This window comes from Citrobacter sp. CK185 (assembly GCF_030333565.1).
GTDB lineage: Bacteria > Pseudomonadota > Gammaproteobacteria > Enterobacterales > Enterobacteriaceae > Citrobacter_B > Citrobacter_B koseri.
On sequence record NZ_JAOWFR010000020.1, the window covers coordinates 26,125 to 43,091 of the forward strand.

Annotated in this window: 15 protein-coding genes; 11 read left to right on the forward strand and 4 right to left on the reverse strand. The window is 55.2% G+C overall.

The features are described from left to right. Positions 1-69 precede the first annotated feature (69 nt). The 4 genes from fumA to pmrB all read left to right on the forward strand — a co-directional run bounded on the left by fumA (position 70) and on the right by pmrB (position 5,309). The gene (gene fumA, locus OGV79_RS04565) at positions 70-1,716 is read left to right on the forward strand and encodes a class I fumarate hydratase FumA (protein WP_047459573.1); all 1,647 of its coding nucleotides are present in this window, start codon (positions 70-72) and stop codon (positions 1,714-1,716) included. Between the two features lie 198 nt (positions 1,717-1,914). Beyond that, positions 1,915-3,558 carry a phosphoethanolamine transferase EptA gene (eptA, locus tag OGV79_RS04570; RefSeq protein WP_058668434.1) on the forward strand — a complete coding sequence of 548 codons (1,644 nt, stop codon included), beginning with the start codon at positions 1,915-1,917 and terminating at the stop codon, positions 3,556-3,558. Then, entirely contained in the window at positions 3,555-4,223 is a 669-nt protein-coding gene (gene pmrA, locus OGV79_RS04575; protein WP_012134524.1) for a two-component system response regulator PmrA, read from the forward strand. The genes eptA and pmrA overlap by 4 nt, the downstream gene beginning before the upstream one ends. After that, entirely contained in the window at positions 4,224-5,309 is a 1,086-nt protein-coding gene (pmrB, locus tag OGV79_RS04580; RefSeq protein ID WP_024130816.1) for a two-component system sensor histidine kinase PmrB, read from the forward strand. Here pmrB and pmrR read toward each other — a convergent pair. Both pmrR and proP read right to left on the reverse strand, forming a co-directional pair. Next, a complete protein-coding gene (gene pmrR, locus OGV79_RS04585; RefSeq protein WP_052194426.1) occupies positions 5,303-5,392 on the reverse strand; it encodes an LpxT activity modulator PmrR in 90 nt (29 codons plus the stop codon). The two genes, pmrB and pmrR, sit on opposite strands and share 7 nt — an antisense overlap. Before the next feature lie 178 nt (positions 5,393-5,570). Further along, positions 5,571-7,073: a glycine betaine/L-proline transporter ProP gene (proP, locus tag OGV79_RS04590; RefSeq protein ID WP_047459579.1), complete on the reverse strand. Its 1,503-nt coding sequence runs from the start codon at positions 7,071-7,073 to the stop codon at positions 5,571-5,573. A gap of 708 nt (positions 7,074-7,781) precedes the next feature. Here proP and kdgT point away from each other — a divergent pair. Continuing rightward, a complete protein-coding gene (gene kdgT, locus OGV79_RS04595; RefSeq protein WP_286467854.1) occupies positions 7,782-8,780 on the forward strand; it encodes a 2-keto-3-deoxygluconate transporter in 999 nt (332 codons plus the stop codon). A gap of 17 nt (positions 8,781-8,797) precedes the next feature. Here kdgT and OGV79_RS04600 read toward each other — a convergent pair whose 3' ends face one another. Next, a complete protein-coding gene (locus OGV79_RS04600) occupies positions 8,798-9,691 on the reverse strand; it encodes a diguanylate cyclase regulator RdcB family protein (protein WP_012134530.1) in 894 nt (297 codons plus the stop codon). Continuing rightward, complete coding sequence (gene crfC, locus OGV79_RS04605; RefSeq protein ID WP_286467861.1) at positions 9,688-12,042, reverse strand: clamp-binding protein CrfC; 2,355 nt, start codon at positions 12,040-12,042, stop codon at positions 9,688-9,690. The genes OGV79_RS04600 and crfC overlap by 4 nt, the downstream gene beginning before the upstream one ends. 431 nt (positions 12,043-12,473) lie before the next feature. On the opposite strand from crfC, the gene OGV79_RS04610 reads away from it, so the two are divergent. The 6 genes from OGV79_RS04610 to phnF all read left to right on the forward strand — a co-directional run bounded on the left by OGV79_RS04610 (position 12,474) and on the right by phnF (position 16,967). Further along, positions 12,474-12,809 (forward strand): zinc ribbon domain-containing protein YjdM, encoded by a 336-nt coding sequence (locus tag OGV79_RS04610; protein ID WP_003031835.1) that lies wholly within the window; start codon positions 12,474-12,476, stop codon positions 12,807-12,809. Between the two features lie 120 nt (positions 12,810-12,929). Further along, on the forward strand, positions 12,930-13,376 hold the full coding sequence (gene yjdN, locus OGV79_RS04615; protein WP_047459584.1) for a VOC family metalloprotein YjdN: 447 nt from the start codon (positions 12,930-12,932) through the stop codon (positions 13,374-13,376). A gap of 132 nt (positions 13,377-13,508) precedes the next feature. After that, a complete protein-coding gene (gene phnC, locus OGV79_RS04620) occupies positions 13,509-14,297 on the forward strand; it encodes a phosphonate ABC transporter ATP-binding protein (protein ID WP_012134537.1) in 789 nt (262 codons plus the stop codon). A 23-nt stretch (positions 14,298-14,320) separates the two neighbouring features. Continuing rightward, a complete protein-coding gene (phnD, locus tag OGV79_RS04625; RefSeq protein ID WP_024130817.1) occupies positions 14,321-15,337 on the forward strand; it encodes a phosphonate ABC transporter substrate-binding protein in 1,017 nt (338 codons plus the stop codon). A gap of 104 nt (positions 15,338-15,441) precedes the next feature. Next, complete coding sequence (gene phnE, locus OGV79_RS04630; RefSeq protein ID WP_012134539.1) at positions 15,442-16,221, forward strand: phosphonate ABC transporter, permease protein PhnE; 780 nt, start codon at positions 15,442-15,444, stop codon at positions 16,219-16,221. A gap of 20 nt (positions 16,222-16,241) precedes the next feature. Next, positions 16,242-16,967, forward strand: a complete 726-nt coding sequence (gene phnF, locus OGV79_RS04635; RefSeq protein ID WP_024130818.1) for a phosphonate metabolism transcriptional regulator PhnF — start codon at positions 16,242-16,244, stop codon at positions 16,965-16,967.

Below are 16,967 nucleotides of genomic sequence, written 5' to 3' on the forward strand. Positions count from 1 at the left end.
CCCGTTATCGCGCGGCACGCCATCTATACAATTCAAATAATTCAGGATAATTAAAAAGGCTGGAAGCATATGTCGAATAAAGAATTTATATATCAGGCGCCTTTCCCGATGGGGGAAGACAAAACGGAGTATTATCTCCTGACCTCCGATCACGTTAGCGTTGGCGAATTTGAAGGAGAGTCGATACTGAAGGTTGAGCCACAGGCCCTGACGCTCCTGGCCCAGCAAGCCTTCCACGATGCCTCCTTTATGCTCCGCCCGGAGCACCAGCAACAAGTCGCCTCCATTCTCCATGACCCCGAAGCCAGCGAAAACGATAAGTACGTCGCGCTGCAATTTTTACGCAACTCCGAAATTGCCGCTAAAGGCGTTCTGCCGACCTGCCAGGATACCGGCACGGCGATTATCGTCGGTAAAAAGGGCCAGCGCGTCTGGACGGGCGGCGGCGATGAAGCCGCGCTCTCCAAAGGCGTGTTCAACACCTATATCGAAGACAACCTGCGCTATTCGCAGAACGCCGCGCTGGATATGTACAAAGAGGTCAACACCGGCACCAACCTGCCCGCGCAAATCGACCTCTACACGGTTGATGGCGATGAATACAAGTTCCTCTGCGTGGCAAAAGGCGGCGGCTCGGCGAACAAAACCTATCTGTATCAGGAAACCAAAGCGCTGCTAACGCCCGGCAAGCTGAAAAACTTCCTCGTTGAGAAAATGCGCACTCTGGGCACCGCAGCCTGCCCGCCGTACCACATCGCGTTTGTGATTGGCGGGACATCGGCGGAAAGCACGCTGAAAACCGTGAAGCTGGCCAGTACGCATTATTACGACGGTCTGCCGACTGAAGGTAACGAACACGGCCAGGCCTTCCGCGATATTCAACTGGAACAGGAACTGCTGGAAGAGGCGCAGAAGCTCGGCCTCGGCGCACAGTTTGGCGGTAAATACTTCGCGCACGATATCCGGGTAATCCGCCTGCCGCGTCACGGCGCGTCCTGCCCGGTCGGCATGGGCGTCTCCTGCTCGGCTGACCGCAACATCAAAGCCAAAATCAACCGTGAAGGGATCTGGATCGAAAAACTGGAACACAATCCCGCGCAGTACATCCCGGAAGCCCTGCGTCAGGCCGGTGAAGGCGAAGTGGTGAAAGTTGACCTCAACCGGCCGATGAAAGAGATCCTCGCCCAGCTTTCACAGTACCCGGTATCAACCCGCCTGTCGCTGAGCGGCACCATCATCGTCGGTCGCGATATCGCCCATGCGAAGCTGAAAGAGCGCATCGAATCCGGTGAAGGTCTGCCGCAGTACATTAAAGATCACCCCATCTACTACGCAGGCCCGGCGAAAACGCCAGCAGGCTACCCGTCCGGCTCCCTGGGGCCAACCACCGCAGGACGCATGGACTCCTACGTTGACCTGCTGCAATCTCACGGCGGCAGCATGATCATGCTGGCGAAAGGCAACCGTAGCCAGCAGGTCACCGACGCCTGCCACAAATACGGCGGCTTCTATCTGGGCAGCATTGGCGGCCCGGCTGCGGTGCTGGCGCAGCAGAGTATCAAGCATCTGGAGTGCGTGGAGTACCCGGAACTGGGGATGGAAGCGATCTGGAAAATCGAAGTGGAAGACTTCCCGGCGTTTATCCTGGTGGATGACAAAGGCAACGATTTCTTCCAGCAGATTGTCAGCAAACAGTGCGCGAACTGCGCGAAATAACCTGCCCGGCCCGGCGATCCTGTCGGGCCGTTTTTCCCTTTATTTACAGCATGGCGGATACGCCGTTTACCCCCCGATGGCGCTACGTTTATCAGTCCTGTGGCGACGATCGCAGGTCGCCCCACAACCTTAAAAAATTAAGGTTGGCTTAATGTTGCTTTGCGAGGATCGGCGCACTTAGTTGATGGACATACCATAATGCTGAAGCGCGTTTTAAAAAGACCGACCCTCGGACACATTACCTGGCTGTTACTCCTTTCATTCTACATCGCCGTCTGTCTGAACATCGCTTTCTACAAGCAGGTGATGCAAGCCCTGCCGCTGGATTCAATGCACAACGTGCTGGTGTTTTTATCCATGCCGCTTGTCGCGTTTAGCGTCATCAATATCGTACTGACGCTGGCGTCGTTCCTGTGGCTTAACCGCCCGCTGGCCTGCCTCTTTATTCTGACGGGCGCCGCCGCGCAATACTTCATCATGACCTACGGCATCGTCATGGACCGCTCCATGATCGCCAACATGATGGATACCACACCGGCAGAAACGTTCGCGCTGGTCACGCCGCAAATGGCGCTTACGCTGGGATTAAGCGGCCTTCTGGCGGCGGTAATCGCCTGTAGCATCAAAATCAAACCGACCTCTCTGACATTACGCAGCGGCGCGTATCGCGCCCTCAACGTGCTGGCTTCGCTTTTGCTGATCGTGCTGGTCGCCGCCTGCTTCTACAAAGATTACGCCTCGCTTTTTCGCAATAACAAAGAGCTGATCAAGTCTCTCAGCCCGTCGAACAGCCTGGTCGCCAGTTGGTCGTGGTATTCACATGAGCAACTCGCCAACCTGCCTTTGGTACGCATTGGCGAAGATGCGCATCGCAATCCCGCGATGCTGAAAGAAAAACGACATAATCTGACCATCCTGATCGTCGGCGAAACCTCGCGTGGGGATAACTTCTCGCTGTCTGGCTATTCACGGCAAACCAACCCGCGTCTGGCGCAGGATAATGTGGTCTACTTCCCGCACACCACCTCCTGCGGCACCGCAACGGCGATCTCGGTTCCCTGCATGTTTTCCGGTATGCCGCGTAAACACTACAACGAAGGGCTGGCGCACCATCAGGAAGGGTTGCTGGACATCATTCAACGAGCCGGAGTTAGCGTGCTGTGGAACGATAACGACGGCGGCTGTAAAGGCGCCTGCGATCGCGTGCCGCATCAGGATATGACCGCGCTGAAATTGCCGGGTCAGTGCATTAACGGCGAATGTTACGACGAAGTGCTCTTTCACGGGCTGGAGGAATACATCGATAAACTCCAGGGCGACGGCGTCATTGTGCTGCACACCATCGGCAGCCACGGCCCGACCTATTATCACCGTTATCCGCCGCAGTTTGCGCAATTTACCCCGACCTGCGACACCAATGAAATTCAGACCTGTTCACAGCAACAGTTAGTGAATACTTACGATAATACCGTACTGTACGTGGACTATATTGTTGATAAGGCAATCAATATATTAAAAGCGCATCAGGATAAATTCACCACCAGCCTGGTCTATCTTTCCGACCACGGTGAATCTTTAGGAGAAAATGGCGTCTATTTGCATGGGCTGCCATACGCCATTGCGCCGGATGCGCAAAAGCATATCCCGATGCTCCTCTGGCTCTCGGAGGATTATCAGAAACGTTACCGGACAGACCTGACATGTTTGCAAAAGCGGGCAGCCCAGGAGGATTTCTCGCAGGACAATCTTTTCTCAACCATGCTCGGATTAACGGGCGTACAGACCAGGAACTACCAGGCCGCAGACGATATTCTGCAACCTTGCAGGAGGCTAACTGAATGAAAATTCTGATTGTTGAAGACGATACGCTGTTATTACAGGGACTGATACTCGCTGCACAAACGGAGGGTTACGCCTGCGACGGCGTTTCTACCGCCCGGGCGGCGGAACACTGTCTGGAAACAGGGCATTACAGCCTGGTCGTGCTGGATCTTGGGTTGCCTGATGAGGACGGTCTGCACTTTCTGACGCGAATAAGACAGAAAAAATACACCCTTCCGGTATTGATCCTCACCGCCCGCGACACGCTCAACGACCGCATCACCGGGCTGGATGTCGGGGCGGATGATTATCTGGTGAAGCCGTTTGCGCTGGAGGAGTTACATGCGCGTATTCGCGCGCTGCTGCGTCGTCATCACAATCAGGGTGAAAGCGAATTGACCGTCGGCAATCTGATGCTGAATCTGGGGCGTCGTCAGGTGTGGCTGGCCGGGCAAGAGCTTATCTTAACGCCCAAAGAGTATGCGCTGCTGTCGCGGCTGATGCTCAAAGCAGGCAGCCCGGTACACCGTGAAATCTTGTATAACGACATCTATAACTGGGATAACGAACCGTCAACCAATACCCTGGAAGTGCATATTCACAACCTGCGCGACAAAGTGGGGAAATCACGTATCCGCACGGTGCGCGGGTTTGGTTATATGCTGGTTGCCGTTGAGGAAAACTAAGTGAACCTTACGCGTTTTCTGCACAGACCGATGACCCTTCGTCAGCGTCTGATGCTGACCATTGGCTCTATCCTGCTGGTGCTGCAACTGATCAGCACCTTCTGGCTATGGCACGAGAGCACCGAGCAGATTGAGCTTTTCGAGCAGGCGCTGCTGGAGGACAGGAATAACGATCGGCACATCAGGCATGAGGTTCGCGAAGCGGTCGCCAGCCTGATCGTTCCCGCCGTGTTTATGGTCAGCCTGACGCTGCTGATCTGCTATCAGGCCGTCCGGCGCATCACCCGCCCGCTTGCCGACCTGCAAAAAGAGCTGGAAGCCCGCACGGCCGATAACCTGACGCCCATCGACATTCACAGCTCGACGATTGAAATTGAAGCCGTTGTCTCGGCGCTTAACCAACTGGTCACTCGCCTGACGACAACGCTGGAGAATGAACGCCTGTTCACCGCCGACGTCGCCCACGAGCTACGCACGCCGCTGGCGGGCGTGCGTCTGCATCTGGAACTGCTGGCGAAAGCGCACAACGTTAACGTCACGCCGCTGATTGCGCGTCTTGATCAAATGATGGACAGCGTTTCGCAGCTGCTGCAATTAGCACGCGTGGGGCAGTCGTTCTCATCCGGTAATTACCAGTCGGTGAAGCTGCTGGATGATGTGATCCTGCCCTCTTACGATGAACTGAACACCATGCTGGAAACACGCCAGCAGACGCTGCAACTGCCGGAAAGCACAGCAGACGCCACCGTGCGCGGCGATGCCACGCTACTGCGTATGCTGTTGCGTAATCTTGTGGAAAATGCGCACCGCTACAGTCCGAAAGGGTCAACCATCACCATTATCCTCAATAATGCGGAAAGCGACGCGATGATGGCCGTCGAAGACGAAGGGCCGGGAATTGATGAAAGTAAATGCGGGGAGTTAAGTGAAGCGTTTGTCCGCATGGACAGCCGCTATGGCGGTATCGGGCTGGGATTGAGCATCGTCTCCCGCATCACGCAGCTGCACCACGGGCAATTCTTTTTGCAAAACCGTGTGGGAACGACGGGAACCCGCGCGTGGGTGCTGTTGAAAAGAGATCAGTAAGTCGTGACCCAGACATACAGGAAACTACTGACAATCAGCATACTGAACAGGGTTGTCAGACTTTCATACATTCGCGTTTTCATCACACTCTCCTCCGATGGTCTGGAGGAGAGTATGCCTGACGAAGATTAAGCGAACATTAAGATTTGTCAGCCTGATAAACGCAGCCTGTAGGCCTGATAAGCGTAGCGCCATCAGGCAAAGGTGTTGCACCGTCTGTAGGCCTGATAAGCGCAGCGCCATCAGGCGGTGCGCTAAAGCTTACTCGTCAATACGCGGATGCTGCTGCACTAACCGCGAACGTTTAGCCTGCAACTCCTCAATCTCCTGATCGATATCTTCGATTTTCTGCTCGATATTATCGTAGTGCTCGCCAAGGATTTCTTTCGCTTCCTGGATATCCGAGGCCGCTGGCGTCGCCCCTTTCAGCGGACGGTTGGCGGTCTCTTTCATGGTAATACCGGTAATAAAACCGACGACCGCAATCGCCATCAGGTAATAGGCTGGCATCATCAGGTTCTGCGAGCTTTCCACCAGCCAGGCGGCCAGGGTCGGCGTCAGACCTGCAATCAGCACCGAGATATTAAACGCCGCCGCCAGCGCGCTGTAACGGATGTGCGTCGGGAACATCGCTGGCAGAGAAGAGGCCATCACCCCGGTAAAGCAGTTCAGGATCACCGCCAGCATCAGCAGACCGGCAAAAATCAGGCCGATAATATTACTGTTGATCAGAATAAAGGCCGGAATAGCCAGCGCAAACAGCGCGATACTGCCCATAATCACAAACGGACGACGACCGAAACGGTCACTGAGCAGCCCCATCACCGGCTGCACAAACAGCATCCCGATCATGATGGCGATAATAATCAGCACGCCGTGGTCTTCCGAGTAGTGCAGGTTATGCGACAGGTAGCTCGGCATATAGGTGAGCAGCATGTAGTAGGTCACATTGGTGGCAATCACCAGGCCGATACACGCCAGCAGGCTGCGCCAGTGTTTGGTTGCAATCTCTTTAAAGGAGACTTTTGGCCCTTCCTGCAAACCTTCGCGATCGCCCTGCTCCAGCTTATCCACATGCTGCTGGAAGGCCGGGGTCTCTTCCAGCGCATGACGCAGATAAAGACCTATGATCCCTAGCGGCAGTGCGATGAAGAACGGAATACGCCAGCCCCAGTCGAGGAAGTTCTCCTCGCCGACAACGGTGGAGATCAGCACCACCACGCCCGCGCCCAGCACGAAGCCCGCAATGGAGCCGAAGTCCAGCCAGCTTCCCATAAAGCCGCGTTTACGGTCCGGCGAGTATTCGGCGACAAAGATCGACGCGCCGGTATATTCGCCGCCGACCGAGAAGCCCTGCGCCATCTTACACAGCAGCAGCAGTATCGGCGCCCAGATGCCGATAGAGGCATAAGAGGGAATCAACCCGATACAGAACGTACTGATCGACATAATCACAATCGTGATGGCAAGAATCTTCTGGCGACCATATTTATCGCCGAGCATACCGAAGAATAAGCCGCCAAGCGGTCGAATCAGGAAGGGAACGGAGAAGGTGGCAAGTGCGGCAATCATCTGCACGCTGGGGTCAGCCCCCGGGAAAAACACTTTACCTAACGCGTAGGCGACAAACCCATAAACACCAAAATCAAACCACTCCATCGCATTACCCAGCGAGGCTGCGGTAATCGCTTTACGCAGTTTACCATCATCAATAATGGTCACATCGCGAAGCGTAATCGGTTTTACTTTTTTCCTTTTCAGCATAGCTGTCCTCGTAGACTAAGCCCTGTCTCGCTACATACTGCATTCATTGGCGCACAAAGCGCTAACGTCACCGTCGAGCGTTGGAATCGTGCGGGCACAATTCCTCGTAGAACAAGCGTAGCAGGTTTACTTACACTGACTGGTCAAGGTCTGTACAACCGAACCTGTTGACGCCTGATTGGGCGGTTAATGACCTCTTTACCCTACCAGTGTTTAAATTTGTGATCAACTTCACACATATATTGCCGTTTCGTCAGCGGGCGTAAATAAGGGCATTTTTATCTGTATTTTTACATTGTCAGCAAAGCGCATTATTGACAATAAATGAGAGGCGATTTCGTTATTCTTTTCGAAATATCACGTCCGTCACTATTATGCTGCTAGCAAAAAATACGCCATAACTCTTCACAAACAATTTACAGCATTTTTAATAATCATCGCGTTCCCTGGCCTTTACGCAAAATATGTGATGAAGATAACTAAAACAGTGTTTTATTTTGATTGAATCAATATTCCACTGAATGCAAGATAACACCCGACGCAACATCCCTGAGGATTGTGACAAACAGACGTATGCCACATTCGATTATGTATCACGCAGGGAGAAAGAGGGTTTCCCGCCGTTCTCTTTGTGAAATAACAAATTGAAATTAAATAATATTTATCGACTTGTCCGTTAGTTCCGCGCGACAAGATGTGAGGACTTTTATGAAAATTAAAGCCACGATTGAACGCATCCCTGGCGGGATGATGTTGATCCCTCTGCTGCTCGGCGCAATGTTAAATACCCTGGCCCCGGATACCGGCGCCTATTTTGGTTCATTTACAAAAGGCATGATCAGCGGCACCGTGCCAATTCTGGCCGTCTGGTTCTTCTGTATTGGCGCCTCGATTGATTTACGCGCTACCGGGACGGTATTACGTAAATCGGGTACGCTGGTTATTACTAAAATAGCCGTGGCGTGGGTGGTCGCGATGATTGCCGCCTCGTTTATCCCGGATACCGGTATTCAAACCGGCTTCTTCGCCGGTTTGTCCGTACTGGCGATCGTCTCCGCAATGGACATGACCAACGGCGGCCTGTACGCCAGCCTGATGAACCAGTACGGCACCAAAGAAGAGTCCGGCGCGTTCGTCCTGATGTCTCTGGAATCAGGCCCGCTGATGACGATGGTGATTCTGGGTTCCGCAGGCCTCGCCTCCTTCGAACCGCATCACTTTGTCGGCGCCGTGCTGCCGTTCCTGATTGGCTTCACATTAGGCAACCTGGACCACGACCTGCGCGCATTCTTCAGCAAAGCTACGCCGGTGCTGATCCCGTTCTTCGGCTTTGCGCTGGGTAACACCATTAACCTGAGCGTGATTGTCGATACCGGCCTGCTGGGTATCCTGCTGGGTGTCGCGGTTATCATTATTACCGGTATCCCGTTGATTATCGCAGACCGCGTCATTGGCGGCGGTAACGGCACTGCGGGCGTCGCGGCCTCCTCTGCGGCAGGCGCTGCGGTAGCTAACCCGGTGATCATCGCGCAGATTAACCCGGCGTTTGAACCCGTCGCCGCGTCCGCCACGGCGCTGGTTGCCGCCAGCGTGATTGTGACGGCGATTCTGGTTCCGATTATCACCGCCCTGTATGCAAAACGTTTCGGCAACGTCCCGGCGCCGGGCAACGCGGAGGCAAACCCAACGGAATCCCTCCATCACTAAACGTCATACGTCCCCTCTCAGCCCACGAGAGGGGACGGCGCAAAAATCTCCTCAATCATCGCATCCACCAGGCGCTGTGCCGAACACAGCCTTGGCATCCCCAACGCCACCGTCTGCCAGCGCTGGGTCACTGACCAGCACACCGGATGTTTATCGGGATCGCACCAGTCGCCAATCCAGCTCAACATGTCATTGTGCTCCCCCGCGCCGGCCACGGCGGGCGAATGAAGCCACTGATGGTAATAATGACGCGTGGTGGGCGCGGCGTGAATACTGTGCGCCAGATAATCGGTAGCCATCGCGCGCAAATTATCTTTCAGCATCGCGACCACTTCCATATTGCCCAACCGACAGGCATCGCCAAACGGCCCCCAGCGCAGCTCCTCCAGCGCGACAAAACAGCGCCCCGGCAATGACCAGCCGTCATAGGCTCCGGCGCGCCAGCGGGTAAAAATCTGCTCGCTGTGTTCGCCCGCCTGCACCGTCAATCCACGCCGGGTCAGCGCCTTCTCTTTATGTTCGCTGCGCCGGGCAAACCCGTCGCTCAGCGCCGCTAACTGCTGCGTGATGCCAGGAATAGCTTGCCCTCTGGGGCTTTCCGTCTGTTGCAGAAGGGTCAATTGCCGGGAAATGCGCGTCAGCGCCAGATGGCCGGGATCGAGCATCCCCGCCAGTTTTTCCACCAGCTTAAGACGCATCATCAGATGCTCATTGAATACGCCCGCCATGACCCAGGCGCGAAGCTGCGTCTGGCTCAGAATTTCTTGCGTCAGGCGTTCGCGAAAACGCTGCTGCTGTTGCAGGTTGCCGCCAGGTCGCTTCGGCTCTTCTCCCTGAACCAGATCGACCATAAACTTCGGGTGGATGCATTCCAGCATCCGTCCCGGGCCTTCCAGTAACACGTTCGTCATGAGTGCTCGGCTGCAAAAAGGGTCTGGATATCATCACGTAACAGGCGGGAATCTTCATGAATCCACCGGGTGGCGGAGATACTGTGCTGTAACTGTTGGCTCAGTCTGTTCACAACCGATTCATGTTGCTGGCGCGTCACCAGACTCTCGCGCAAGCTCTCCTGCAATCCCGACAGACACAACGAAAAATCGGCAAAAAAGGTCGCCATACCTGCCGTAACAGAAACATCGACCTGGGCATCTAAAGCTTTATGAATTTGTTGGAAGAAATGGCTGACATGCTGGATCAGAGTGTTATGCAATGCCGTTATATCAATGACATAGCGTGTCCTGGCTTCCACATAATCATTCCATCCCCAGTTCGGTTGATTCAGCCAGCGCGCAAAGGTGTCGCGCACGCCGCCCGCGCGAGGCGTGGCGCCTTCCGGCGGGTTCTCCTGAGCGACCGCCTCGCTAAACAACGGTTGAGTATTGAAGTTAAACATACTGGCATGAAACGTCGGGAAGCTGATTCGCGCCCGGAACCCCGCCTGGCTCAGATCGTCTTTTACCCGCGCTTCAATTGGCCGCATCGCGTCATTTAACACCCGGCTTAGCGTCGATTCGAGCTGTTCGAAGCGCAGCGCCAGATCGCGGCTAATGTTCTCCTGCGCCGCCAGTAATACCGCTTCGCATGACGCACGCATTTTGCTTAAAACGACCTGCGCCTGCCTTTCGTTATGCAGCACCAGCGTTTCGCCCTCGACCACCGCCTCCTGCTCAGGGGAAAGGGGATCGCGCGGCAGCCACGCCACTACGCTCTCTTCGCGAAAAAGCGGCGCGATGCGGTGCAAAATATCGGCCTGCTGCTGGCTCAGGAACGTGTTTGCCGCCTCCATCATCCGTTCAACTTCATGGCCGACCTCATCGCTCACGCGATCCTGGCTCACCTGAAGCTGTCGCATATCTTCTTCGACGCGGGAAATATTGACCTGCAACGCGTCATGCGCCACCGTCAGCCCGTGATAGCGAAAATCCAGATATTCACGCGCGCGCTGTGCGTAATTCAATAACTTATGCGACGCCGACCGAAGCGCATACAGTGAGGCGTTGGCGTAAGCGGCGTGAATCAGTCGCTGTACGGGCTGTTCAAATAGCGAATCTTCCCACAGCAGATCGGCGGCATGACGAATATGTTCGATATCATCAAGATCGGCACTCCGCCAGCGCCTGCCGAGCGCGGCCTCGGCAAAATCCTGCACCCAGCGCTGTTCCTGATGATCCGGCAACCGCCCGTGCACCCGCAGTTCGTGACGCGCGCGGTTCGCCAGATACCCCCACATGGAAGAGACCGGAAAAATTTGCCCGGGCGTAATGCTGCCATTCATCAGCGTGCCGGAAATCAGCGCGCGAACCTGTTCTTCATCGTCGCTGTTGCGGTCTTTCTGATCGAACTTATTCACCAGCGCGTACAGCGGCACGGATTTCCCCACCGCCGCAATGGCCTGGCGAACCTCTTCATCCGAAATGGATTTCAGTTGGGTGTAATCCATCACCGCCAGTACGGCAGAAGCGCGCGCCAGCTGTTCATTAAGCATCTTTTGCAGGTGCGGCTGCCCGGCTTCATTAGGGCCGGGCGTATCCAGTAGCGTCAGTTGCCCCGGATAGTTCTCCAGCCCCGCCAGATGCACAAACTCCACCTCAATCACCGGAATATGTTCAATCGCAGCATACGCCGCAAAAGGAAAATCGACCCCCAGCGCTTTTGACAAGCGCACCAGATCGTTCAGGCTTTTCAGACAGTGGAAGATGGGCTGCGCGCCCAGGTAATGACGCTCAAAAGCCACGCCCTTTTCAATTCGCTGGAGCAGCGCATTCATGTCTTTATCGATTTCCAGCACCTGGGTCAAATGCTGGCGATCGCACGCCTGCATACGCTGTTGCAGCGTTTGCATGAGCATATCAATCGGCGCGACGTGAGAAAAATGCAGCACCGGCTCTTTCTGCCCTGGCGTATGGCGAATCAGCGTCGGTAACGCCGTCATCGGCCGATTACGATTAGGTAAGACTTCGGTTCCGACAATGGCGTTAATTGTCGTCGACTTCCCTGCCTTCATCGTCCCGACAATCGCCAGCACCATCTCCAGGCGCGTTATTTTACGTAGCTCATTATTGAGCGTGCCGTGCTGAGCCTCCACGTCACGCCCGCTAACATACTGAGGCCGGGTATTTTCATTCCCTTCCCCATCTTCCTGAGCGACGCCATCCAGCGAAGCCACAGGCAGTTGTTGCAATAACCGGAGATGTTCCAGAGAAAGCAGCAACAATCTTTCCGCTTCCTGGCTTAATTCATATATTGTCTGTGTGTACATGGAAAATCTTTCCTTAACGCAAACTTTATTACTTTTATTTAGCCGGATGATTTTATTTGTTTGCTTTTCGGCTTTTATAATTACGTGTGGAAATAATTTTATTAAAATAACTTATTGTTAATATTAGAGATATTTTTATCAACCACACCTGTCTCTCTTACTGTGTAAAAGTAAGAGGGATAAAGATTTATAAAGCGTCTGGTCGTTCCTCTCACCTTATCTTAAATAGTAAAACGTAGCAATTTCCCTTAAAAAAATAGTCATGACATTTTTCTTACCCTGGCGGCAACCTTCAGCCACAGGTTGTCGTATCCTTAAATTGCGAGTAGTCCCGACAACGTTAAGGATTTTGTGTATAATTGCGGCCTTTTTCGGCAATCTGCCATTTTTTGGGCGCTTTTGCCCCTGCTGACTTTTTTGAGGAAATCGACATGTCATTACCCCATTGCCCACAATGCAACTCCGAATATACCTACGAAGATAACGGCATGTTCATCTGCCCGGAATGCGCCCATGAATGGAACGACGCAGAACCGGCGCAGGACAGCGACGAGCTGATCGTAAAAGATGCCAACGGCAACCTGCTGGCAGACGGCGACAGCGTGACCGTTGTTAAAGATCTGAAAGTAAAAGGCAGTTCTTCCATGCTGAAAATTGGCACCAAAGTGAAGAACATCCGTCTGGTTGAAGGCGACCACAACATTGATTGCAAGATCGATGGCTTTGGCCCGATGAAGCTGAAATCTGAGTTCGTGAAAAAGAACTGATTTTTCCAGGCCCGGTAAGGCGTTTACGCCGCCATCCGGCATTTATTGCCCGGTGGCGCTTCGCTTACCGGGCCTACGATAACTACACTTAACTGGCTTCTCTTACCTGAGGTCACGATTATGCCGTTAAGTCCCTACATCTCTTTTGCCGGTCACTGTGCCGACGCTATCGCGTACTATCACAAAACGTTAGGCGCGGAACTCCTCTATAAAATCACCTTCGGTGAAATGCCCCCGCCAGAGCAGGGCAGCGAAGACGGTTGCCCGTCAGGCATGCAATTCCCTGATACCTCCATCGCCCACGCCAACGTGCGCATTGCAGGCAGCGACATCATGATGAGCGACGCCGTCGCGTCGGGTAACGCGAGTTACTCCGGCTTTACGCTGGTGCTCGACACGCAGGATGTCGCCGAAGGGAAACGCTGGTTTGATAACCTGGCCGCACAGGGACAAATCGAAATGGACTGGCAGGAAACCTTCTGGGCGCACGGTTTCGGGAAAGTGACCGATCAATATGGCGTACCGTGGATGATCAATGTGGTGAAACAGCCGCAGCCGACAGAGTAAACCGACGGGAGGCGCGCCCTCCCGTGCTGTCATCGAAGCCCCTTCAATTCTTCATCGTCAAGTAACCATCCCTTAACTAAAACGTCACATTAATCCGCCACGATGGGGCCACTTTTTTAGGGAGGCCGCATCATGCAAACGGTTATTCGCGTCGAGAAACTCTCCAAAACGTTCAATCAGCATCAGGCGCTGCATGCGGTTGATCTGAACATCTCTTCCGGTGAGATGGTGGCTCTGCTTGGGCCTTCCGGTTCCGGCAAATCCACCCTTTTACGTCACTTAAGCGGTTTGATTACCGGCGATAAAGCGCCGGGCTGCCATGTCGAGCTGCTGGGCCGCACGGTACAGCGTGAAGGCAAACTGGCGCGGGACATCCGCAAAAGCCGCGCTCACACCGGCTACATCTTCCAGCAGTTCAACCTCGTGAACCGTCTGACCGTACTGGAGAACGTGCTGATTGGCGCGCTCGGCAGCACGCCGTTCTGGCGTACCTGTTTTAGCTGGTTCACCCAGGCGCAGAAGCAGCGCGCGTTACAGGCGCTGACCCGCGTCGGGATGGCGCACTTCGCGCATCAGCGCGTATCGACGCTTTCCGGCGGACAGCAGCAGCGCGTTGCTATCGCCAGGGCATTGATGCAGCAGGCGAAAGTGATCCTCGCCGATGAGCCGATCGCCTCGCTGGACCCGGAGTCGGCGCGCATTGTGATGGACACCCTGCGCGACATTAACCAGACCGACGGCATCACCGTGGTCGTCACGCTGCATCAGGTGGATTACGCCCTGCGCTACTGCGAACGCATTGTGGCGCTGCGTCAGGGGCATGTGTTCTATGACGGCAGCAGCCAGCACTTTGATAACGATCGTTTTGACCATCTCTACCGCAGCATGAACCGCGTCGAACAGAACGCGCAGGCTGCTTAACATCCCCACAATGAGGAATGGAAATGAGCTACAAAGCCGTTGCCGCGCTGGCGTTCACCAGCATGTTCAGCATCAGCACCTTGTTAAGCCCGGCACATGCGGAAGAACAGGAAAAAGCACTGAACTTTGGCATTATTTCGACCGAATCACAGCAAAACCTGAAGCCGCAGTGGGACCCGTTCCTGAAGGACATGGAAAAGAAACTGGGCGTCAAAGTGAACGCCTTCTTCGCGCCTGACTATGCGGGCATCATTCAGGGAATGCGCTTCAACAAAGTGGATATCGCCTGGTACGGCAACCTCTCGGCGATGGAAGCCGTGGATCGCGCTAACGGTCAGGTATTTGCCCAGACCGTCGCCGCAGACGGATCGCCGGGCTACTGGAGCGTGCTGATCGTAAACAAAGACAGCCCGATCAATAACCTGGACGATCTGATCGCCAAACGTAAAGATCTCACCTTCGGCAATGGCGATCCGAACTCCACCTCTGGCTTCCTCGTCCCCGGTTATTACGTCTTCGCCAAAAACGGCATCTCCGCCAGCGACTTCAAACGCACCGTTAACGCCAGCCACGAAACCAACGCGCTGGCCGTCGCCAACAAGCAGGTGGATGTCGCGACCAATAACACCGAAAACCTCGACAAACTGAAAACCTCCGCGCCAGACAAGCTGAAAGCACTGAAGGTTGTCTGGAAGTCGCCGCTGATCCCGGGCGATCCGATCGTCTGGCGTAAAAATCTCTCCGAAACCACCAAGGACAAGGTGTACGACTTCTTTATGAATTACGGCAAAACAGCGGAAGAGAAAACCGTGCTGGAACGCCTGGGCTGGGCGCCATTCCGCCCCTCCAGCGACCTGCAACTGGTGCCGATTCGCCAGCTGGCGCTGTTTAAAGAAATGCAGGGTGTGAAGGACAACAAAGGGCTGAACGAGAGCGAAAAAACCAGCAAAACCTCCGCGATTAAAGCGCAGCTGGACGATCTCGACCGCCTGACCGCCGCGCTGGGCGCGATGACCAGCGTCACCAAAGCGGTGCAGTAAACCTGATACCCGGTGGCGCTTCGCTTACCGGGCCTACGATGTTCTGTAGGCCGGATAAGGCGCAAGCGCTGCCATCCGGCAATAAACGACGCACGGAGCTAAACATGCAAAGCATCACCGTCGCCCCGCCAAAGCGTAGCTGGTTCTCGCTCCTGAGCTGGGCCATCCTTCTCGCCGTCCTGGTCGTTTCGTGGAAGGGCGCCGAAATGGCCCCGCTCACGCTAATTCAGGATTCCGGCAACATGGCGACCTTCGCCGCCGACTTCTTCCCGCCGGACTTCAGCCAGTGGCAGCACTATCTGGGCGAAATGGCCGTCACTCTGCAAATCGCCGTCTGGGGCACTGCGCTGGCGGTCATTCTGTCAATTCCCTGCGGCCTGATGTGCGCCGATAACCTCGTGCCGTGGTGGATTTACCAGCCGATGCGTCGCCTGATGGACGCCTGCCGCGCGATTAACGAAATGGTTTTCGCCATGCTGTTCGTGGTCGCCGTTGGTCTCGGGCCGTTTGCCGGGGTAATGGCGCTGTTTATCCACACCACCGGCGTGCTCTCCAAGCTGCTTTCTGAAGCGGTGGAAGCCATTGAACCCGGCCCGGTTGAAGGCATTCGCGCCACCGGCGCCAACAAAATTGAAGAGATCCTCTACGGCGTGCTGCCGCAGGTTATGCCGCTGCTCATCTCCTACTCGCTGTACCGTTTTGAGTCCAACGTCCGCTCCGCCACGGTGGTCGGCATGGTGGGCGCAGGCGGCATCGGCGTCACGCTGTGGGAAGCGATTCGCGGCTTTCAGTTCCCGCAGACCTGCGCCCTGATGGTGTTAATCATCATTACCGTCAGCCTGCTGGATTTCCTCTCCCAGCGTTTGCGTAAGCACTTTATCTGATTAGCGAGGCATTGATGGCTATGCACTTGTCTACACATCCGACCAGTTACCCAACGCGCTATCAGGAGATTGCCGCGAGACTTGAGCAGGAGCTTCGCCAGCATTACCGCTGCGGCGATTACCTTCCGGCGGAACATCAGCTTGCCGCCCGCTATGAGGTGAACCGCCACACGCTGCGCCGCGCCATCGACCAGCTCGTGGAGCGCGGTTGGGTGCAGCGTCGCCAGGGCGTCGGCGTGCTGGTGCTGATGCGCCCGTTCGATTACCCGCTCAATGCCCAGGCGCGCTTTAGCCAGAATCTACTGGAACAAGGCAGTCATCCCACCAGCGAAAAACTGCTGGCGGTGCTGCGCCCGGCATCCAGCCACATCGCCGATGCGCTGAGCGTCAAAGAGGGCGATAACGTCATCCACCTGCGCACCCTGCGCCGGGTAAATGGCATCGCCCTGTGCCTGATCGACCATTACTTTTCCGACCTCGCCCTCTGGCCGCTGTTGCAGGGCTTTAACCACGGTTCGCTGCATGACTACCTGCGCGAGCAGTGCGGTCTGGCGTTACAGCGCACCCAGACGCGCATCAGCGCCCGCCGTGCGCAGGCCAAAGAGAGCAAGGTGCTGGAAATTCCCAACATGGCGCCGCTGCTGTGCGTGCGCACGCTGAACCACCGTGACGGCGAAGAAAACGCGACGGAGTATTCCGTCAGCCTGACCCGCGCCGACATGATCGAATTCACTATGGAGCACTGA

Coding starts and splice junctions, on each gene's coding strand:
- eptA (WP_058668434.1), top strand. CDS start 1,915: ATGCTGAAGCGCGTTTTAAAAAGACCGACCCTCGGACACATTACCTGG.
- phnF (WP_024130818.1), top strand. CDS start 16,242: ATGCACTTGTCTACACATCCGACCAGTTACCCAACGCGCTATCAGGAG.
- fumA (WP_047459573.1), top strand. CDS start 70: ATGTCGAATAAAGAATTTATATATCAGGCGCCTTTCCCGATGGGGGAA.
- pmrR (WP_052194426.1), bottom strand. CDS start 5,392: ATGAAAACGCGAATGTATGAAAGTCTGACAACCCTGTTCAGTATGCTG.
- OGV79_RS04610 (WP_003031835.1), top strand. CDS start 12,474: ATGTCATTACCCCATTGCCCACAATGCAACTCCGAATATACCTACGAA.
- OGV79_RS04600 (WP_012134530.1), bottom strand. CDS start 9,691: ATGACGAACGTGTTACTGGAAGGCCCGGGACGGATGCTGGAATGCATC.
- crfC (WP_286467861.1), bottom strand. CDS start 12,042: ATGTACACACAGACAATATATGAATTAAGCCAGGAAGCGGAAAGATTG.
- phnE (WP_012134539.1), top strand. CDS start 15,442: ATGCAAAGCATCACCGTCGCCCCGCCAAAGCGTAGCTGGTTCTCGCTC.
- kdgT (WP_286467854.1), top strand. CDS start 7,782: ATGAAAATTAAAGCCACGATTGAACGCATCCCTGGCGGGATGATGTTG.
- proP (WP_047459579.1), bottom strand. CDS start 7,073: ATGCTGAAAAGGAAAAAAGTAAAACCGATTACGCTTCGCGATGTGACC.
- yjdN (WP_047459584.1), top strand. CDS start 12,930: ATGCCGTTAAGTCCCTACATCTCTTTTGCCGGTCACTGTGCCGACGCT.
- phnD (WP_024130817.1), top strand. CDS start 14,321: ATGAGCTACAAAGCCGTTGCCGCGCTGGCGTTCACCAGCATGTTCAGC.
- pmrA (WP_012134524.1), top strand. CDS start 3,555: ATGAAAATTCTGATTGTTGAAGACGATACGCTGTTATTACAGGGACTG.
- phnC (WP_012134537.1), top strand. CDS start 13,509: ATGCAAACGGTTATTCGCGTCGAGAAACTCTCCAAAACGTTCAATCAG.